The following is a 17,258-nucleotide window of genomic DNA, read 5'->3' on the forward strand; positions in this document are numbered from 1 at the left end:
GAGGCGGACCACCGCGGAGCATGCCTCCGTGACGCAGACCTCCGCGGAGCATGCCTCCGTGACGCAGACCTCCGCGGAGCATGCCTCCGTGACACAGGCCGCCGTCCTGCCGGACCGCCTGACCGAGGCGATGCGGCGGACATGGGTGAGCGAGGACCTCCTGGCCGCACGGGTGGGGGGCCGGGAACTCACCGCCGAACACCCCCGCGAACTGCGGCGCCTGCTGTCGATGGCGCTGTACGAGGAACTGCACGCCGGAATGGCACAGAAGCCGCCCGGTGCGGTCCCCTTCCACCTGCGTGACCTGCGCTTCGAAGAGCAGCTGGCCGCGGCGGTCCCGCACCGGACGACGACCCGGTCGGCGACGGTCCGCGCCGTGCCGGCGGACGGTGACGGCCGCGTCCTGGTGGAACGGGAGGGCGTCCGGGTGTGGACGCCGCGGGCGGACGTGCGGGACGAGGGGCCGTTCGCGCTCGGCCAGCGGGTGACCGTGACCGTCGCCGCCGCGCGGCCCGCCCTGTCCCCGGGTTTCTTCCTGGTGGACGGAGCGCGGCCGGCCGAGCCGGAGCCGGGGGCGCTGCTGCGCGTGTACGTGCATCTGACGGGGGCGGAGGCGGCCGTCGACGTCTGGTCGGACGCGCTCCGCTTCCTGGAGGAACGGCACGCGGGCTACCGGGCGAAGGTGCTCTCGGCCCGGTCGCTGTACCCGCGGCGCGACGCGCTGGTCGTCTACCTGCGGCAGGGGTCGTGGGACCTGGCGCACGACCTGGCCCAGGCCCTGCGGGGACATCCCGCGCTCGGGGACACCGTCTCGCTGTTCGCCAGGCGGCTCGTGCCCGGGATCGCGGCGGCCTGGGAGCCCGCGGACCGGCGGCCCGGCATGCGCGGCCTCAGTTTCGGGCAGCACCGGGCCGGCGCCCTCGCCCAGGCCCTGATCGAGCAGCGCAGGACCTCCGGGGATCTGACGGAGATCGTTGCGCACCACTTCGCGGAAGCCGGTATCTCGGCGACCGACCCAGCGGACAACGCCGTCCCGCCGAGTTGAGGCGCTTGCAGGGAGTGAGTGCACGCACTCCCTGTTTTCATCCCAAACCGGCGTGCTGCCGGCCGGCAGCGCACCTTCGACAAGGGGACATCATGAACAACCACACCATCGCCATGGACCTGGTCGCCGGCTACGGCGCCTACGCGGACACCGAGGAGCTCACCGCTTCCGCCGTCTCCGACGCCCCCGCCACCACGTGGGTCTGCGTCACCGTGGTCAGCCTCGAGAGCTCGGCCGGCTGCGCCGCCACGGCGTCGGCCGCCGTCAGCGCCGTCGGCGGCACCATCGCCGAGGGCTGCTGACCCTCCGTCCGTCACCGAACAGCCAGACAGGCCCGGACAACGGGCCCCAGAGAAAAAGGGAGTGTGAGCTCGCCATGTCCCAGCACAAGGTCGCCATGGACCTGGTCGCCGGCTACGGCGCGTACGTCAGCGTCGAGGGCATGACCGTCGACGCGCTGTCCGACGCCCCGGCCACCACGCCGGCGTGCATCATCAGCGCCATCGAGAGCGCCGCGGCCAGCTTCGCCAGCGCCACCGTCGTGTCGGCCACCATCAACGACGGCTGCTGACGTACGACCTGCCGACCGTAACCGCTGACGTACGACAGACGTACGAGAAACACCGGACGTACGACCGATCGTACGAAGCTGCGGCATACGAAGAAGCCGCAGCGGGTGCCGAGAGAAGCGGCACCCGCTGCGGCGGCTCGTGCGCGACCGCATGACCGGCGCGGACCTGAGGGCCCACGCGACGGATCGTGCCGCAGTGCCAGACTACCTGGGAGTGCACCCGTGGCCACAGTGTCCGTCCTCGTCCCCTTTGTTCCGCACCGGCCGGAGCAGATCGTGCCGTTCGCCGCCTATGTCCAGTGGAGCCCGGCTCACCGCCTGTGGCAGGGGCAGGCCACGCTGGTGGACCCGCACCAGTCGTTCTCCTTCGCCGCGGGCGCCGGGTTCCGGGTACCGGCCGGAACCGGAGTCACCCTGATGCCGCTGCGGCATCCCTACGACGCGGCCATGCAGGCACGCTCCCTGGCGGCGGCGACCGGACATCCCGTGGTCGCCGGCCTCGGCCCCGCGGCCAAGTCGTTCCAGGAGGGTCTGCTCGGGGCCCCGTACGCCAGCCAGCTCACCGCCGTCCGCGAGTACGTGCGGGTGGTCCGCAAGCTGCTGGACGGGGACATGGTCGAGGAGCGGGGCGAGTACTTCTCGGTCAGCACCATGCTGAACACCCTGCCAGCGCCCCCCGTCGAGGTGGGCCTCGGCGTGCTGCGCCCCGGCATGGCGCGGGTGGCCGGTGCCCTCGCGGACGTGGCGATCACCTGGCTGACCCCCGCGGACTACCTGCGCGGCCACGTCCTGCCCGCCCTGCGCGAAGGCGCCGAGGCCGAGGGCCGGGCGATGCCCCGCGTGACCGCCATCGTTCCCATGGCACTGAGCAGACCGGAGCGCGACCCGGCCAGGACGGCGCTCGCCAGCAACATCGGGCATCTCAGGCTCCCCCACTACCAGGACATGCTCAGGCGGGCCGGAGTCGACACCGACCCGGGGAACGTCGAGGACGGCGCCAAGGCGCTGGTCGCGGGCGGCGCCTTCCTGTACGGAACGGTCACGGAGCTGGCCGACCGGATCCGTGACTTCTGGGCGGCGGGCGTCGACGAGGTCGTGGTGAACCTGTCCGGCGTCCACCAGCTGCACGGCCTGCAACCCACCCTCGCCGAACTCGACGAGATCGTCCGTGAGGCGGCACGATGACCACTCCGCTTCCCGGCCCTCCGGGGGCAGGCGGCGCCCCCGCGCTCGGCATCGAGCGGCTGCTGCTGGTGATCACCGGATCGGTGTCGGCCGCGCACATGCCGTTCTGGCTCAACTGGCTGGGCATGTGCTACCCCGGCCTGGAGACCCAGGTCGTCCTCACCCGCAGCGCCGGGCGGTTCGTCACCCGGCAGGCCCTGTCCACGGGGCCGGAAGGCCGCGAAGTCCGCACGGACAGCTGGCCGGAGGAGGACACCCACGCCCGGCACGTCGAATGGGGCGAGTGGGCGCAGGCCGTCCTGGTGTACCCGGCCTCCTTCCACTTCCTGGCCCGGCTGGCCCTCGGCATGGCCGACACTCCCGCGCTGCTGGCGGCGCAGTGCACGACCGCTCCCGTGGTCGTGGCGCCCGCCCTGCCCCCGGGAGGGTGGCAGAGCCCCGCGTGCGTCGGTCACGTCACCGCCCTCGAGGCGCGGCCCAACACGGAGGTCCTCACCCCCCTCCAGGGTGTCAGCCGGGCGACGGGCCGCCAGGAGGCATGGGCACCGGCCCTGCTGCCGGACGCCCTGCGAGCCATCGAGCGGCTGCGATGACCGGCCGTGCCCCGACCGCCTGCGTACGCCGCTACGGCACCGGCCTGCTGTCCACGGAGGTGCACACCGCAGGCGCGGGAGCGTACCTGTGGCGCCGGGCCCCCGGACCGTCCGCGCCCTGCCCGTTCACGCCCGTACCCGCCGCCCTGGCGCAAGCGATACGGGACCTGCCGCGGGACGGGCCGGGCCGCTGCGTCCTGGGGCGGGAGGAGGGCGGAACGCGTGTCTACCGCGTGGGCGGCGCAACCTCGGTGGCCGAACGGGTCCTGCGGGAGGGCCCGGGCCGAGGACTCGGCGACACCCTGTACGCCGTCGGCCGTCTGCTCGGCCTGCTCCACGCCCTGCCGGAACAGCCGGCCGCCCGCGGCCTGCCCGTCGGCTCGGCGGGCATGTCCAGACTGTCGGCCTGGTGGTCGGGACGGACCACGAACGACCGGGCCGCAACCGCGGGGGAACTGCTCCGCGCCGAGCTGGGCACGGACACCTGGCAACGGCCGCGGCGGTGGCTCACCGAGGCGCTGGCCGACAGCCGGTCGGCGGTCGTCTCCCACGGAGCACCCACCCTCGGCTCGGTCATCCGCACCGGACCGGACGACGCGGTCGAACTGCTGACGGGTGAGAACCTCTGCCTCGCTCCCTGGTACGCCGACCTCGGCTGGCTGGTGGGCGAGGTCGTCGAACTGGCGTGGCACCACGGCGACGACCACCCCCAGTGGCAAGCCGCGCTCAACGCGCTGTTCGAGGGCTACGGACGGGACCTCGGCACCCACTGGAACCGGGCGGCGGTCCTGCGGATCGCGCTGCACCTGCACGACTACAGCGCCTACGTGGCACTGAACCCCCTCGAGATACGCCGGTACGCGAGCTTCCTTTCGCGCCTCATCACCCTGTGACGGAACGCGGTGACGCAAACAGTGACGACCACGCGGAGACAGGCGCCCAGCGCGACCGCGAACCCCAGCCCGCTGCGCGCGGAACTCCCCAACGGCCTGCGGGTGCTGATGGAGCCCGTCGCGGGCGCCCCCCGGGTCGCGGTCTGCGTCACCTACGGCGTGGGCTTCCGCTCGGAGCGGCCCGGGCAGGAAGGCCTGGCCCACCTCTTCGAGCACCTGATGTTCCGCGGCAGCGAGAACCTGCCACCGGGACGGTTCTACGACCACATCCACCCCCTGGGCGGCGAGGCGAACGGAACGACGCACCAGGACTACACGGACTACTACCAGACCGTGCCGTCGGCGGCACTGGAACCCGCCCTGTTCGCCGAGGCGGACCGCATGCGCGCCCCCCTGCTCACCGAGGCCGTGCTGGCCGAGCAACTGGCCGGCGTGGAGCGGGAGATCAGCGACCGCATCCTCGACCGGCCCCTGGGCGACGTCCCCTGGCCACTGCTCCCGCGGGCCCTCTTCGACCGGCACGCCAACGCGCACGACGGATTCGGCGACATCACCCGGCTGCGAGGCGTCACGCAGGCCGAGTGCGCGACGTTCTTCCACCAGAACTACGCACCGGGCAACGCCGTACTCACCCTCGTGGGCGGCTTCGAACCGGACACGGCACTCGGCCTCGTCGCACGCCACTTCGGTGACGTGGCCGCCCGGCCCGTCCCGCCGCGGCCGGACCTGACCGAGCACACGGACGACGAGGACCGGTGGCTGCGCTGCACGCAACCCCGCATCCCGGCCACGGTCGTCGCCCTCGGACACCGGCTTCCCGGCCCCGACCTGGACCTGGACCACTACGTGGCCACGATGGTCATGGCGCGCATCGTCGCGGACCGAGGAGCGTACGCCGCTCCGGGCCGCCCCCTGAGAGTGAGCAGCGGCTGCGGATTCTTCGGCCCGCTGGACGCGCTGACCCCCGACGCCCTCATCACGACGAGTGTGCTGCCGGACGACGTCTCCCCGGAACGGTTCGTCGAGGCGGTCGCGGACGCCCTCCCGGCCGGCCGCGACGCCCTGGAGCCCGCCGTGGCGCGGACGCGTCTGCGTCTCGCCTCGGAACACGCGCGAGCCCACGGCGACCTGACGACGCGCTGCCGCTCCCTGGGGCGTCTGGAGCAGTTGTTCGGCAGAGCGGAACTGGTCGACGAGATACCCGCACGACTGGCGGCCGTGACGCGTGCGCAGGTGGCCGCGGCGGCGGAGCACCTCCGGAAGGCACCCCGCGGAGTCCTGGTCGTCGAGCCGGGGCCCGTGCGGTCGCGTCCGGTCGACCGCCAGGCCGGGGAGGCCAAGGAGGCTGCGGAGGCCAAGCAGGCGACCGGGCAGGCCAGGCAGGAGACCGGGCAGGCCAGGCAGGCCGGGGAGGCCCGCGCCGCCGGGAGGGAGCGCCTGCGACACGTACGGGCGGCGGCAGCCCGTCCCCCTGCCCCCCGTGCGCCGAGTCCGCGGCCCGCCCCCACGCCGGGCACGCCGGGCAGCCCGGTGCTCCGCTCCGCCGCGAGCGAGGTCCTCGACACGGGGCTGCTCGTGTCGGTGGTCGAGGACCACCGCACTCCCCTCGCCGAAATCCGGCTACGGGCACCGCTCGGCCCGGCCGGGCTCCTCGCCCCCGCGGCGGTCGACACGCTCGTACGCTCGCTGTGGCCGCCGGCTGCCGAAGCGCACCGGGGGGCCGACCCGCTAAGTCTCGTGGTCCGGCGTTCCCCGGACGGACTGTGCGTCGAAGCCACCGGATACGCCTCCGCGGCGGCCCTCGCCCCGCTGCTGCCCGCCGTGGCCGAACTGGCCACGGTGCTCCGGGCGGCGGCACTCCCGCCGGGGACGGAGACGCCGGAGGGGCTGCCGCCCGGCGGTACGCCGGACGGCGCGATGGACGCCTTGCTGTGCGCGACGACGACCCGTCGGCCCGCCGGACGACGGCCTGCCGGAGCGACGACCCGGATCCCGCTCACGGCCGGCGCCGGCTGCCTGACGATCGTCGGCCCGACGGGCGCAGCCGACGTGCTGGACACCCTGCGCGCCCACGGCGACGCGCGTTCCCCCCGCGCCGCGGACCACCGGCCCGCGTGGGGGGAAGCCGCGGCCGTGGTCCGCCGGGAGCGGCCCGGCGGATCCGGGCACGGACGCTCCGCCGCCCGGGCACTCCTGTGCGCGCCCGAACCCGCGGCAGGCGACGACGAGGCAGCACGCTATCTGGCGGCGGCCGTGCTGGGCCTGCACCTGCGTAAGCACCTGCCCGAGGCGTTGGGACGGCTCGGCGGGGACGCACCGGCGACCTGCGACATCCGTGTCGGGCGCGATGTCTTCCTCGGACTGCCGCGCGCCTGGGTCCGCGCGTACGCGCCCGGCACGGAGCCCGACCTGCTGCTGACAGCGCTACGGACGGTGACGAACGGGCTCGGTGACGGTCCGGACGCGTCGGACGTCCGGCGCGCGGCCACGTTCTGCGCGGCGCAGATGCTGGCCGTGTTCGACTCTCCCGCGGCCCTCGCCGACGCCCTGGCGCGCTTCGGAACGTCGGGCTGGCGGGCATCGACGCTCGCCGGCTTCTCCGACCGCCTGCGGACCGTGTCCCCGGCCCGGGTCTCCGACGCCGTCGCGCACCTGTACCGGCCGGCCATGAGCGCGCCCGTACACCGCTTCGATCACGGAAGGGGGACGTGACCACTCGCCCGTAAGGCCGCCACGACCGCCGTGCGACCGGCGGTCTTGCCGGACCGCCCCTCCAACGAATGGCATCGTCGTCAGGAGTGACCAGTGACCGTGCCGGGCCACGGCCTGACGCCTTCGCCGCCCTCGCGGTCGGCCGAAGTCGCGACGGGCGCAGCGGTCAGGCGCTGTGTCCGTCGCGGCCACTGGCGTGCGCCTTCGGCAGGGCGAGCATCACGAGCCCCGCCGCGAGGTAGAGCACGGCGGAGATGACGAGGACGACACGGAGCGCGTGACTGTAGTCGGCCGGTCCGGGTGCTCCGGTCGCCGGTCCGTCGACGGCGGCGAAGAAGACCGTGCCGAGAACGGCGATGCCGATGGCGCCGCCGATCTGGTTGACGGTGGAGAGGACGCCGCCCGCGGCGCCCGCGTTGCGTCCGGGGACACCGGCGAGCACGACGTTGACGAGTACGGGCGCGGCGAGGCCGAGTCCGAGGCCGCCGATGAACAGGGCGAGCGCGAGAGGCCAGTATCCGGGGTCGCTGCCGTCCTCGACGACGGCCAGGAGCACGAGCTGAGACGCCGCGACGGTGAGCGAGCCGGTGACCAGCAGGGCTCTGCCCGCCTTGGCGGCGAGAGCGACGCCGACTCCCGACGTGGCCACTGAGCCGAGGGCGTAGGGCAGGATCACCAAGCCGGTCTCCCACGCGGTCCGGCCGGTGCCGGCCTGCAGGTAGACCGACAGGGTGAGGAAGAACGAGCCGATGCCGCCGAAGAAGAGCAGGGAAGCGCCCAGACCGACGGCGAAGGCGCGGATGGTGAGCAGGGCCGGGTCGAAGGCGGGTTCGCCTCCCCGTCCGGCGAGGCCGCGTTCGTACACGAGGAAGAGCGTGAGCACGGTGACTCCGGCTGCCAGGAGAGCGTAACTGGCCGCGGTCCACCCCCATGTCTCGGTCTGGATGATCGGCAGGAGGAGGAGCAGGATGCCCGAGGCCGCGAGAAGGGCCCCCACGACGTCCAGCCGCGCGGTGGAGGAGGAACGGGACTCCGGCAGGACCTTCGCCCCCACGACGAGGGCCAGGAGCGAGAAGGGGACGTTGATCCAGAAGATGGTGCGCCACCCCAGACCGAACAGGTCGGCCTCGACGAGGAACCCGCCCAGCAGTGGACCCGCGACCGAGGCGAGCCCCTGGACGGCCCCGTAGGCGCCGAATGCCTTGGCGCGTTCCGCCGGAGCGAACGACGCCCGGATCATGCCGAACACCTGCGGGACCATGATTCCCGCGGTCAGCCCTTGCGCCGCCCGCATGCCGATGAGCATCGACGGATCGACGGCGAGCGCGCAGAGCGCGGAGGTGACCATGAACCCGGCCAGTCCGGTCATGAACAGGCGCTTGCGTCCGAACTGGTCACCGAGCCGTCCGCCAGTGATCAGTCCCGCCCCCAGGGCGAGGGTGTAGGCGGCGATCGTCCACTGGATCTGTGCGTCGCCGGCTCCCGTGTCACGGGCGATCGCCGGAGCTGCGACGGTGACGATCGTCGCGTCGACCAGGTCCATGAACGAGCCGGACAGCACGACCAGAAGTGCCACGTTCGCGCTGACGCCGGAGACGGGTGCCGGCGGTGCGTCGGGGGTGAGTGTGCCCTCTCGGGGGGCTTGTGAAGCGGTCATGCCGAGCAGGGTCACAGCTATAGTTGCCACCGAATGACCGCTTTCGGAAGGGGCGGGAGCCCATGGCCCTGACCTCCGCGCGAACGCTCAGGCTGCTGTCCGTCTTCGGTGTCGGCGCCACCCTGACCGCCGAGGACCTTGCCGAGAGGCTCGGAGTCTCCGTCCGGACCGTGCGCCGTGACATCGACACGCTCAGGGACCTCGGATACGAGATCGAGGCCGTGCGCGGGGTGGGCGGAGGCTACCGGCTCGGCCGCGCCACCCGCTTGCCGCCGGTCGTCTTCGACGAGGACCAGGCGGTCGCCGCGGCCGTCGCGCTCCAGACGGTCCCCGCGGTCCTCTCCGGCATTCGCGAGAACGCCGCCCGCGCCCTCGCCACGCTGCGGCAGGCGATGCCTGCCCGCAGCCGCATCCGCATCGAACCGTTCACCGTCTGCGCGGCGCGCAACTACTGGGAATTCCCCGCAGCACCCACCGACGCCGAGGGCGTCAGGGTCATCGGTGGCGCGATCAACCGGCAGCACGTCCTTCGTGTGGACTGCGTCGGTGAGGAGGGACCGACGTCCCTCACACTGGAACCGCACGCTCTCGTCGTGTGGGCGGCACGGTGGTACCTCGTCGCCTTCGAGCCGGCCGCGGACCGATGGCGCGCGATGCGCGTCGACCGTCTCGAACCCGGCATGCCCACCGGGAGAGTCTTCGACCGCCGCGACATCCCGCACGGTGATCCGGTCGCATTCGTCATGAGCTCGCACGACCGCGGTGACATCCCGGCGGAATGGCCGTGCCGCGGCTCGGCGCTCGTCGCACTGCCTGCGCCCGTCGTAGCCCGGTTCGCCCCCGGCGGGTCGACGGTCGAGTACGCCACCGACACCAGCTGCCGGCTCACCCTCGGTGCGTGGTCATGGGCGGGGCTGGCCGGTCTGCTGCTGACTTTCGACGCCGACCTCACGGACATCGAACCGGCCGAGCTGAGACAGGCACTGCGTTCCCTGCGCACCCGCATCGACGAAGGGCTCGGGCACGCCGAGTGAGTTCGCGGCGTATCGGTCGATCCGGTCGATGAACGCGTCATGCCGCCAAGGTGACTGGACGACAGAAACCCCCGGGCCGACGGCCTGGGGGCTCGGTTCCTGCCGGACCGCCGCGTTCGCCGACGTGCGGTGCCGTCTGCGGCCACGAGGCACCGGACACAGCCTGGCTAGTGGTGCCAGGCCTCTCCGCCCGTGTTGTGGATGAAGCGCTGGAGCACCTTCACGGTGGTCAGGTACTCCTCGTCGGAGATGCCGGCGTGGCGTTCCGCCCACAACTCGCTCTGGAGGGCTGCCGCCTTCTCGTAGAACGCCCTGCCCTCGGGAGTGAGGGTCAGGTGCTCGTCGGAGGTCCGGGCGATCCAGCCCTGGGCGATGGTCGCGTCGATCTCCGACTCCATCGTCTCCGGACCCGTGTCGAGGTAGTTCCGCAGGAGGCGGGACACCTCGTCGCGGGTCTTCGGGGTGTCCGCGCGGGCGACCTGGGCGAGGATCCACCACTGGGGCTGGGACGTGCCGATCTCGGTGAGGGCCGCCCGGATGCGGGTGACGACGGCCTTGTAGGCCGCCCAGCTCCAGTAGCCGATGGGCTGCTGGATCAGCTCGGCGTCGGGGTGTGAGTACTGCACGGTCGCTCCCTCGTTCGGTGGCTGTGGGAGTGACCGTAGAACCTCCAGCAAGGTTGAGGTCAAGCGGACGGGGGAGGGCATGCCGAAGAAGGCGGGGAGGGGGCGGCGGTGGGTGCTCGGCGCTGTCCGCCGGCTCGGTGTCCGCTGTTTCCGGGTGAATTTCCGCTGCCCGCGTCTACTCCCCGTTCGGGTCGGTATGTATGAGCGCGTCCCCGTCGGCGCCCCGGTCGACGGGTGAGGTTCCGCGACCGGGAAGTGGATTCATGAACCATGCCGAGCCCGTGTTCCAGCGGTCGGTGATCGACGACGATCCCCAGGACGGGTACTTCCTGCGGGCCGTCGACGTGGACGGCGACGGGCGTCCCGATCTCGTCGCCTCCGGCCTCACCCGCGGACAGGTCGTCTGGTACCAGAACCCGTCCTGGACCAAGCGGACGATCGTCTCCCTCGGCGACCGCAAACCGGTCGCCCTGGACGCGGCGGACCTCACCGGCGACGGCCTGCCGGATCTCGTCCTCTGCCACGACTACGGCAACTGCATGTTCGACTGCGGGCCGCGGGACGGCGTGATCTCCTGGCTGCGCAATCCCGGCCCGGACGGCTGGGACGGGCCCTGGACCCGCTCGCACGTCGCCGACCTGGTGGCCTGCCACCGGGTGCGGCTGGGGCGGTTCACGACGGACAACCGCCTCCAGCTGGTCGCCCTTCCGGTCGTCGGGCCGCAGGGCGGGGCGGAAGGGGTCGGCTCCGCCGTCCGCCTCATGCTCTACGACGTGCCGGACGATCCGGTGGCGCACGCCGGCGAGTGGCGGGGGCAGCCGCTCGACACCACCGACTTCACGATCGTGCACGGCGTGGTCGCCGCTCGTTTCCCGGGTACTCCCCACCCGGAACGGGAGTCGTTCGTGCTGGCCACGGGGGAGGGGATCAGCTGGCTGGGCGCCGGAACCGGTTCCGGCCCGGGCGGTGGCTGGCAGGTCAGGAAGATCGGCGACGGCGTGCCGCCGCAGGCGTCCGTGGAGAACCCCGAGCACCGTTTCAGCGGGAGCGGGAACCTCGGCGTCGCCCGGATCGGCGGGCGGCCCTGCGCCGTGATCCTCGCCGTCGAGCCGTTCCACGGCAACACCCTCAGCGTCTACGTCAGGCCGCCCGGCACGGTCTCGCCCTTCGACATGCCCTGGGAGCGCCGGCAGCTGCGGGTCCTCGACCCGCCGGACGCGACGCACGACGCCGTCGGCCACCACGTGGTCGTGGCGGACTTCGACGGCGACGGGGACGACGAGTTCCTGGTCGGCCTGCGCGGGCCCGCCCCGGCACAGGGCGTCTTCTACTTCAAGTTCGACACGTCGGGCAACGTGCTCGTCGAGAAGCAGGTGAGCACGGACTCCACGGCACGCATCGCCGTGGCCGACTTCGACGGCGACGGCCGCCTGGACTTCGCCACCACCGCCTACGACACGGTGGGCTACTACGAGATCCCGGACCCCAAGGTGTGCCTGTTCACCAACGCCTTCGGGGTGCCCGGGCCGGTCATGGCCCCGCCCGGCGCGGACGGCTGACCGAACCCGAAGCCGACCCCGAACCCGAGGCCGGGCCTGCCGGAACGGACCCCCTCGCACGGAAGAACCGCTGCCTCGCTCCGGGCAGCCCTCACCAGCAGGAGAACGCAGTGGCACAGAACACCGTCCGGGTCGACACCCTCGTCGTCGGTTCCGGACCCGTCGGATGCGCCTTCGCCCGCGAGCTCGTGGCGGCCGGCCGGCACGTCTGCATGATCGACGCCGGGGCCCAGCTGTCGGACCGGCCCGGGGAGCACCTCAAGAACGCCTACCTCTACCAGCGCGACCTCAACCTGTTCTCGCCCGTGATCCGCGGCCATCTGAGCCTGCTGTCGATCCCGTCGAGCGACAAGGCCGAGGTGACCCTGGACCCGGCCGCCTTCCGGATCGACCTCAAGAAGTACGACGGCTTCGTACTGAACAACCAGAACCCCGACCAGGACCCCGCCGTCAACCTCGGCGCCGCCGCCGCGACCTACGGCGTGGGCGGCATGGCGACCCACTGGACCTGCGCCACGCCCCGGCACCATCCCGTCATCGAGCGCTCGGACCTGCTGACCGGCGACGAGTGGGACTCCCTCTACCGGGAGGGCGAACAGCTGCTGCACACCCGTACCGACGCCTACGCCGGCTCGGTACGGCAACGGCTGGTGCGCGGGGCGCTGGCCAAGGAGTACGGGGAGCTCCAGGAGCCTTACCAGGTGCAGAACCTGCCGCTCGCCGTGGAACGCCGCGAGGACAACCCCGAGTTCGTCCACTGGAGCGGCGCGGACACCGTGCTCGGCCCGCTGGCCGACGGCGGCCACGACAGGTTCGAACTGCACCCCGAGCACCTCTGCACCCGCCTGGTGCGCAGCGCCGACGGCAGCCGCGTGGAGTACGCCGAGATCCGCGACCTGCGGCGCTGGCGGACCCTGCGGGTGGAGGCGGAGACCTTCGTGGTGGCGGGCAACGCCTACCTCACCCCTCAGCTGCTGTACGCGTCGCGGATCCGCCCGAGGGCGCTCGGCCGCTACCTGAGCGAACAGCCGATCTCCTTCTGCCAGATCGTGCTGAGCCAGGAGCTGGTCGACTCGGTCGCCGCCGACCCGCGCTTCGACGACGTCGTGCGCGAGCACCGCGCGTCCGCCCCGCAGGACCCCGTGCCCATCCCGCGGAGCGACCCGGAACCCCAGGTGTGGATCCCGGTGTCGGAGGGACGGCCGTGGCACTGCCAGATCCACCGCGACGCCTTCCACTACGGCGACATCGCGCCGAACGTCGACGGCCGGCTCATCGTGGACCTGCGCTGGTTCGGGATCGCCGAGCCCCGGTTCGACAACCGGATCGAGTTCTCGGACCGGCACGAGGACGCGCACGGCATGCCGCAGCCCACCTTCGTCTTCCGCCTCAGCGAGCAGGACCGGGTGAACCAGCACGCGATGATGCGGGACATGCTGCGCGCGGCGAGCACCCTCGGCGGCTTCCTGCCCGGCTCCGAACCGCAGTTCGTCGAGCCCGGCCTCGGACTGCACGTCACCGGCACGACCCGGATGGGCGACGACCCCGAGACCAGCGTCGTGGACACCGACTCCCGGGTGTGGGGTGTCGACAACCTCTACCTGGGCGGCAACAACGTCATCCCGCGCGGCACGGCGAGCAACCCCACGCTGACCAGCGTCGCGCTGGCGCTGAAGGCGGCCCGGCACATCACCGGCCGGACCGCCGGAGGCCGGACCGCGTCCGGCGGGGCCGCGTCCGGCGGTCCGGCCTCCGGCGGGGCCGTGCCGGGCCGGGACGCCTGATGTTCGCGCCCGGCGCCGTCTCCCTCGGCATCACCCCCACCTGCTGGACCAACGACGACTTTCCCACCATCGGGGCGGACATCTCCTTCGAGCAGTGCGTCAGCGAGATCGCGCTGGCCGGTTTCGAGGGCTGCAGCGTCGGCCACAAGTTCCCCGCCGACCCGCGGGCCCTGTCGCGGGCGCTGGACCTGCGCGGCCTGCGGGTGTCCGAACCCTGGGCGAGCACCTACTTCACCGTCCGCGACATGCGGGAACGCACCCTCGCGGGCTTCCGCGAGCAGCTGGACTTCATCCAGGCGGTCGGCGGCGACCGGGTCGTCGTGGCGGAACTCGGCCACGCGGTGCACCAGCAGGCGGTCGCCCTGGCCGCGAACAAGCCGGTGTTCGACGACTCGGCGTGGGACGCGCTGCTGACCGGTCTCGACGAACTGGGACGGATGGCGGCCGGCCGCGGCATGCTCCTGTGCTACCACCACCACATGGGCACCGGCGTGCAGTCCCGGGCCGAGGTGGACCGGCTGCTCGCGGGCACCGACCCGGACCTGGTGCACCTGCTGCTGGACACCGGCCACCTCACCCTGGCCGGCGACGACCCGCTCGACCTGGCCCGCGACCACGCCCGGCGGATCGCCCACGTGCACCTCAAGGACGTACGCGCCGAGGTCCTGGAGTACTTCCGGCGCGAGGACCCCAGTTTCCACGACGCCGTGCTCGCCGGGATCTTCACCGTGCCCGGTGACGGGGCGATCGACTTCGGGCCCGTGCTCCGCGCCCTCGCGGACGCCGGGTACCGGGGGTGGCTCGTCGTCGAGGCCGAACAGGACCCGGCGAAGGCGCACCCGCTGACGTATGCCAAGAAGGCGCGCGAGCACCTGCGTGCCCTCATCGGACGGTGAGCACGCCCGTCACGACCTCCGCGACCAAGGGAGCAGCACTGCCATGAGTTACCGACCGATCGAGGACTACGGCGTGATCGGCGACCTGCGCACCGTGGCCCTGGTGGCCCTCGACGGTTCCCTGGACTTCCTGTGCCTGCCCGACATCGACTCGCCGACGGTGTTCGGCGCGCTGCTCGACGACGCCCGAGGCGGCAGTTTCCGGATCGGCCCGGCCGTCGAGGGCGCCCGCCTCAAGCAGCTCTACCTGCCCGACACCAACATCCTGCTGACCCGGTTCCTGTCCGAGGACGGGGTCGGGGAGGTCGTCGACTTCATGCCGGTCGGCTCGATCCGCCACACGCACGCGGTCGTCCGCCGGGTGAAGGGGGTGCGGGGCACCTTCCGGTTCCGGCTGTGCTGCGCACCCCGCTTCGACTACGCCAGGCTGCCGCACCGGATCGAGCAGCACCCCGGCGAGGTGTTCTTCGTACCGGAGGGCGGGGCGGAGGGCGGGACGGGAGCCGAGGACGCGGTGGCCCTGCGCCTGCAGAGCCCGGTGGAACTGCTCGTGGTGGGCGACGACGTGGTCGCCGAGTTCGAGCTGGGGCCGGACGAGACGATGGACTTCGTCCTCGAAGCCGTCCCGCCGGGCGAGCACAGCCCGGCGTCCGGCCCCCGGTGGGCCGAACGGGCGCTCCGGCACACCCACGCCTTCTGGCACGAGTGGCTGAGCAGCTCGACGTACCGGGGCCGCTGGCAGGAGGAGGTGTCCCGCTCGGCGCTGGCGATGAAGCTGCTCACCTCCGTCCGCCACGGATCGATCGCCGCGGCGGCCACCTTCGGCCTGCCGGAGCTGGTCGGCGGCGAACGCAACTGGGACTACCGCTACACCTGGATCAGGGACGCCTCGTTCACCGCCGCCGCGTTCATCCAGCTCGGCTTCCACGACGAGGCCCGCGCGTTCGTACGGTGGGTGGAGCAGCGCTACCGGGAGAGCACCGAACCGGGGCGGCTGCAGATCATGTACGCCATTGACGGCCGCCACGAACTGACCGAGGAGATCCTGCCTGACCTGAGCGGCTACGAGGGATCGAGCCCGGTCCGCATCGGCAACGGCGCCTACGGCCAGCTCCAGCTCGACATCTACGGCGAACTGCTGCACCTGGTGGACCTGTACGACGAGCACGTGGAAGCCGTCTCCCACGAACTCTGGTCCCGGGTGAGCGACTCGGTGAACTGGGTGACCGACAACTGGCGGCTCGCCGACGAGGGCATCTGGGAGACCCGCGGCGGGCGCCAGGAGTTCCTGTACGCCCGGCTGATGTGCTGGGTCGCCCTGGACCGCGGGCTGCGCATCGCCCTGCGGCGCTCCCTGCCCGCGCCCCGCGAGCTGTGGTCCGCGGTCCGCGACGAGATCCACGCCGAGATCCACAAGGAGTTCTGGGACGAGGGGCAGGGAGCGTTCGTCCAGCACCGGGGCGCCACCACCCTCGACGCCGCGAGCCTGCTCATGCCGCTCATGGGGTTCATCTCCCCGGTCGACCCCCGGTGGCTGAGCACGCTGCGCGCGATCGAGGACTCCCTGGTCGAGGACTCCCTCGTCTACCGGTACCGCAGCGGGGACGGTGCCTCGGACGGGCTGAGCGGTACCGAGGGCACCTTCTCCATGTGCTCCTACTGGTTCATCCAGTGCCTGACCGAGGCCGGCGAGGTGGACCGGGCCCAGCTGTTCTTCGAGAAGATGCACAGCTACGCCAACCATCTGGGCCTGTACGCCGAGGAGATGGACGGCACCGGACGCAACCTCGGCAACTTCCCCCAGGCGTTCACCCACCTCGGGCTGGTCAGCGCCGCGCTCTGCCTCAACCGGGCGCTGGCGGAGCGGGCAGCTCCCGCAGCAGGTCCCGCGTCGCCTCGGTGAAGGCGCCGGGGGATACGGAGAGCGCCCCGGTCAGCGGGAACTCCAGGAGGACGACCAGGAAGAGGTTGACGCCGATGACCAGTGCCACACCGGTGATCATCGCGTAGTGCAGCCAGGCGGACTCCAGCCCGAACAGCAGGCTGAACAGCAGGATCACCGCGCTGGTCAGGCAGACCGCGATCCACATGGGCGTACTCAGGTGCGCCGTGCCGGCCCGGCGGTGCCGGTCCGCGTTGAGCGCCGACACCGCCACCAGTTCGTCCGTCGCCACCTCCACGTACGCCCGCTGCGGCTCGTTGACGGGGCGCAGCTGCCCCACCGTGTCGAAGAGGTGCCGCAACGCCCGCCGCTCGGCCGGGCTCGGCCTGTTCAGGCCGACGTCCTTCGGCCACCACGCGACGACCGCGTGGTTGTAGGCCACCACCGCTCCGATGATCTCGCGCCGGTCGCCGGGGCCCATGACGGCGCTGCCCCGGGCGACCGCGGCGGCGATGTACGCCTCCTCGGCGGCGTACTGCCTGACCTCGGTGAAGTTCTCCCACTGGTCGTCGACGGAGAACCCGATCGTGACGGCGTAGACCACCCCGATGACCGCCACCAGGAAACCCGCGACATCGTTGTTGGCCTTGGCCCGGGGCGGCGGCACGAGCCTGCGCATCAGCGCCTGCAGCAGGACGGCGACCACCGGGACGCCGCCGAGGATGAGGAGCGCGGCCGCCCACAGCGGCAGTTCGGCGATGAGGAAGTGGTACACGGTCACCTCGGCTCTGTTCACCGAGCTCAACGATCACCCCGGTTCC

The 17,258-nt window shown here is 72.4% G+C and carries 15 protein-coding genes and 1 pseudogene; 13 read left to right on the top strand and 3 right to left on the bottom strand.

The window, feature by feature from the left end; all coding sequences use genetic code 11:
* Positions 1 to 42: 42 nt before the first annotated feature.
* The 8 genes and pseudogenes from ACP4IX_RS31580 to ACP4IX_RS31615 all read left to right on the top strand — a co-directional run.
* Positions 43 to 303, top strand: a pseudogene (locus tag ACP4IX_RS31580) (hypothetical protein); the annotation flags it as partial.
* On the top strand, positions 260 to 1,045 hold the full coding sequence (locus ACP4IX_RS31585; protein WP_426557969.1) for a T3SS effector HopA1 family protein: 786 nt from the start codon (positions 260 to 262) through the stop codon (positions 1,043 to 1,045). The pseudogene ACP4IX_RS31580 and the gene ACP4IX_RS31585, both read left to right, overlap by 44 nt.
* Positions 1,046 to 1,137: 92 nt before the next feature.
* Positions 1,138 to 1,347 (top strand): LxmA leader domain family RiPP, encoded by a 210-nt coding sequence (locus ACP4IX_RS31590; RefSeq protein ID WP_426524915.1) that lies wholly within the window; start codon positions 1,138 to 1,140, stop codon positions 1,345 to 1,347.
* A gap of 74 nt (positions 1,348 to 1,421) precedes the next feature.
* Entirely contained in the window at positions 1,422 to 1,616 is a 195-nt protein-coding gene (locus tag ACP4IX_RS31595) for a hypothetical protein (protein WP_399878286.1), read from the top strand.
* A 222-nt stretch (positions 1,617 to 1,838) separates the two neighbouring features.
* Positions 1,839 to 2,801 (top strand): LLM class flavin-dependent oxidoreductase, encoded by a 963-nt coding sequence (locus ACP4IX_RS31600; protein ID WP_426524913.1) that lies wholly within the window; start codon positions 1,839 to 1,841, stop codon positions 2,799 to 2,801.
* Positions 2,798 to 3,394: a flavoprotein gene (locus ACP4IX_RS31605; RefSeq protein WP_426524911.1), complete on the top strand. Its 597-nt coding sequence runs from the start codon at positions 2,798 to 2,800 to the stop codon at positions 3,392 to 3,394. Before ACP4IX_RS31600 ends, ACP4IX_RS31605 begins: the two co-directional genes overlap by 4 nt.
* Positions 3,391 to 4,287 (top strand): hypothetical protein, encoded by an 897-nt coding sequence (locus tag ACP4IX_RS31610; protein WP_426557932.1) that lies wholly within the window; start codon positions 3,391 to 3,393, stop codon positions 4,285 to 4,287. The genes ACP4IX_RS31605 and ACP4IX_RS31610 overlap by 4 nt, the downstream gene beginning before the upstream one ends.
* A gap of 21 nt (positions 4,288 to 4,308) precedes the next feature.
* A complete protein-coding gene (locus ACP4IX_RS31615; protein ID WP_426557934.1) occupies positions 4,309 to 6,999 on the top strand; it encodes an insulinase family protein in 2,691 nt (896 codons plus the stop codon).
* 166 nt (positions 7,000 to 7,165) lie between these two features.
* On the opposite strand, the gene ACP4IX_RS31620 is transcribed toward ACP4IX_RS31615, so the two are convergent.
* On the bottom strand, positions 7,166 to 8,656 hold the full coding sequence (locus tag ACP4IX_RS31620) for an MFS transporter (protein ID WP_426557936.1): 1,491 nt from the start codon (positions 8,654 to 8,656) through the stop codon (positions 7,166 to 7,168).
* Positions 8,657 to 8,718: 62 nt separating this feature from the next.
* Between ACP4IX_RS31620 and ACP4IX_RS31625 the strand changes: the two genes are divergently transcribed.
* On the top strand, positions 8,719 to 9,690 hold the full coding sequence (locus ACP4IX_RS31625) for a helix-turn-helix transcriptional regulator (protein ID WP_426524903.1): 972 nt from the start codon (positions 8,719 to 8,721) through the stop codon (positions 9,688 to 9,690).
* Positions 9,691 to 9,857: 167 nt separating this feature from the next.
* Here the strand turns inward: ACP4IX_RS31625 and ACP4IX_RS31630 are convergent, their stop codons facing one another.
* Positions 9,858 to 10,316, bottom strand: a complete 459-nt coding sequence (locus ACP4IX_RS31630) for a MarR family winged helix-turn-helix transcriptional regulator (RefSeq protein ID WP_426524901.1) — start codon at positions 10,314 to 10,316, stop codon at positions 9,858 to 9,860.
* A gap of 263 nt (positions 10,317 to 10,579) precedes the next feature.
* Between ACP4IX_RS31630 and ACP4IX_RS31635 the strand changes: the two genes are divergently transcribed.
* From ACP4IX_RS31635 to ACP4IX_RS31650, 4 genes are all read left to right on the top strand, one after another.
* Complete coding sequence (locus tag ACP4IX_RS31635; protein ID WP_426557938.1) at positions 10,580 to 11,875, top strand: FG-GAP repeat domain-containing protein; 1,296 nt, start codon at positions 10,580 to 10,582, stop codon at positions 11,873 to 11,875.
* Between the two features lie 110 nt (positions 11,876 to 11,985).
* Positions 11,986 to 13,659: a pyranose oxidase gene (locus ACP4IX_RS31640; RefSeq protein WP_426524897.1), complete on the top strand. Its 1,674-nt coding sequence runs from the start codon at positions 11,986 to 11,988 to the stop codon at positions 13,657 to 13,659.
* Positions 13,659 to 14,555 (top strand): myo-inosose-2 dehydratase, encoded by an 897-nt coding sequence (iolE, locus tag ACP4IX_RS31645; protein ID WP_426557940.1) that lies wholly within the window; start codon positions 13,659 to 13,661, stop codon positions 14,553 to 14,555. Before ACP4IX_RS31640 ends, iolE begins: the two co-directional genes overlap by 1 nt.
* A gap of 43 nt (positions 14,556 to 14,598) precedes the next feature.
* Positions 14,599 to 16,458 carry a glycoside hydrolase family 15 protein gene (locus ACP4IX_RS31650; RefSeq protein WP_426524893.1) on the top strand — a complete coding sequence of 620 codons (1,860 nt, stop codon included), beginning with the start codon at positions 14,599 to 14,601 and terminating at the stop codon, positions 16,456 to 16,458.
* Here ACP4IX_RS31650 and ACP4IX_RS31655 read toward each other — a convergent pair.
* On the bottom strand, positions 16,400 to 17,233 hold the full coding sequence (locus ACP4IX_RS31655) for a hypothetical protein (protein ID WP_426524891.1): 834 nt from the start codon (positions 17,231 to 17,233) through the stop codon (positions 16,400 to 16,402). The two genes, ACP4IX_RS31650 and ACP4IX_RS31655, sit on opposite strands and share 59 nt — an antisense overlap.
* Between the last annotated feature and the right edge of the window lie 25 nt (positions 17,234 to 17,258).

It is taken from the genome of Streptomyces sp. WG5 (genome assembly GCF_049974565.1).
Classification (GTDB): Bacteria; Actinomycetota; Actinomycetes; order Streptomycetales; family Streptomycetaceae; genus Streptomyces.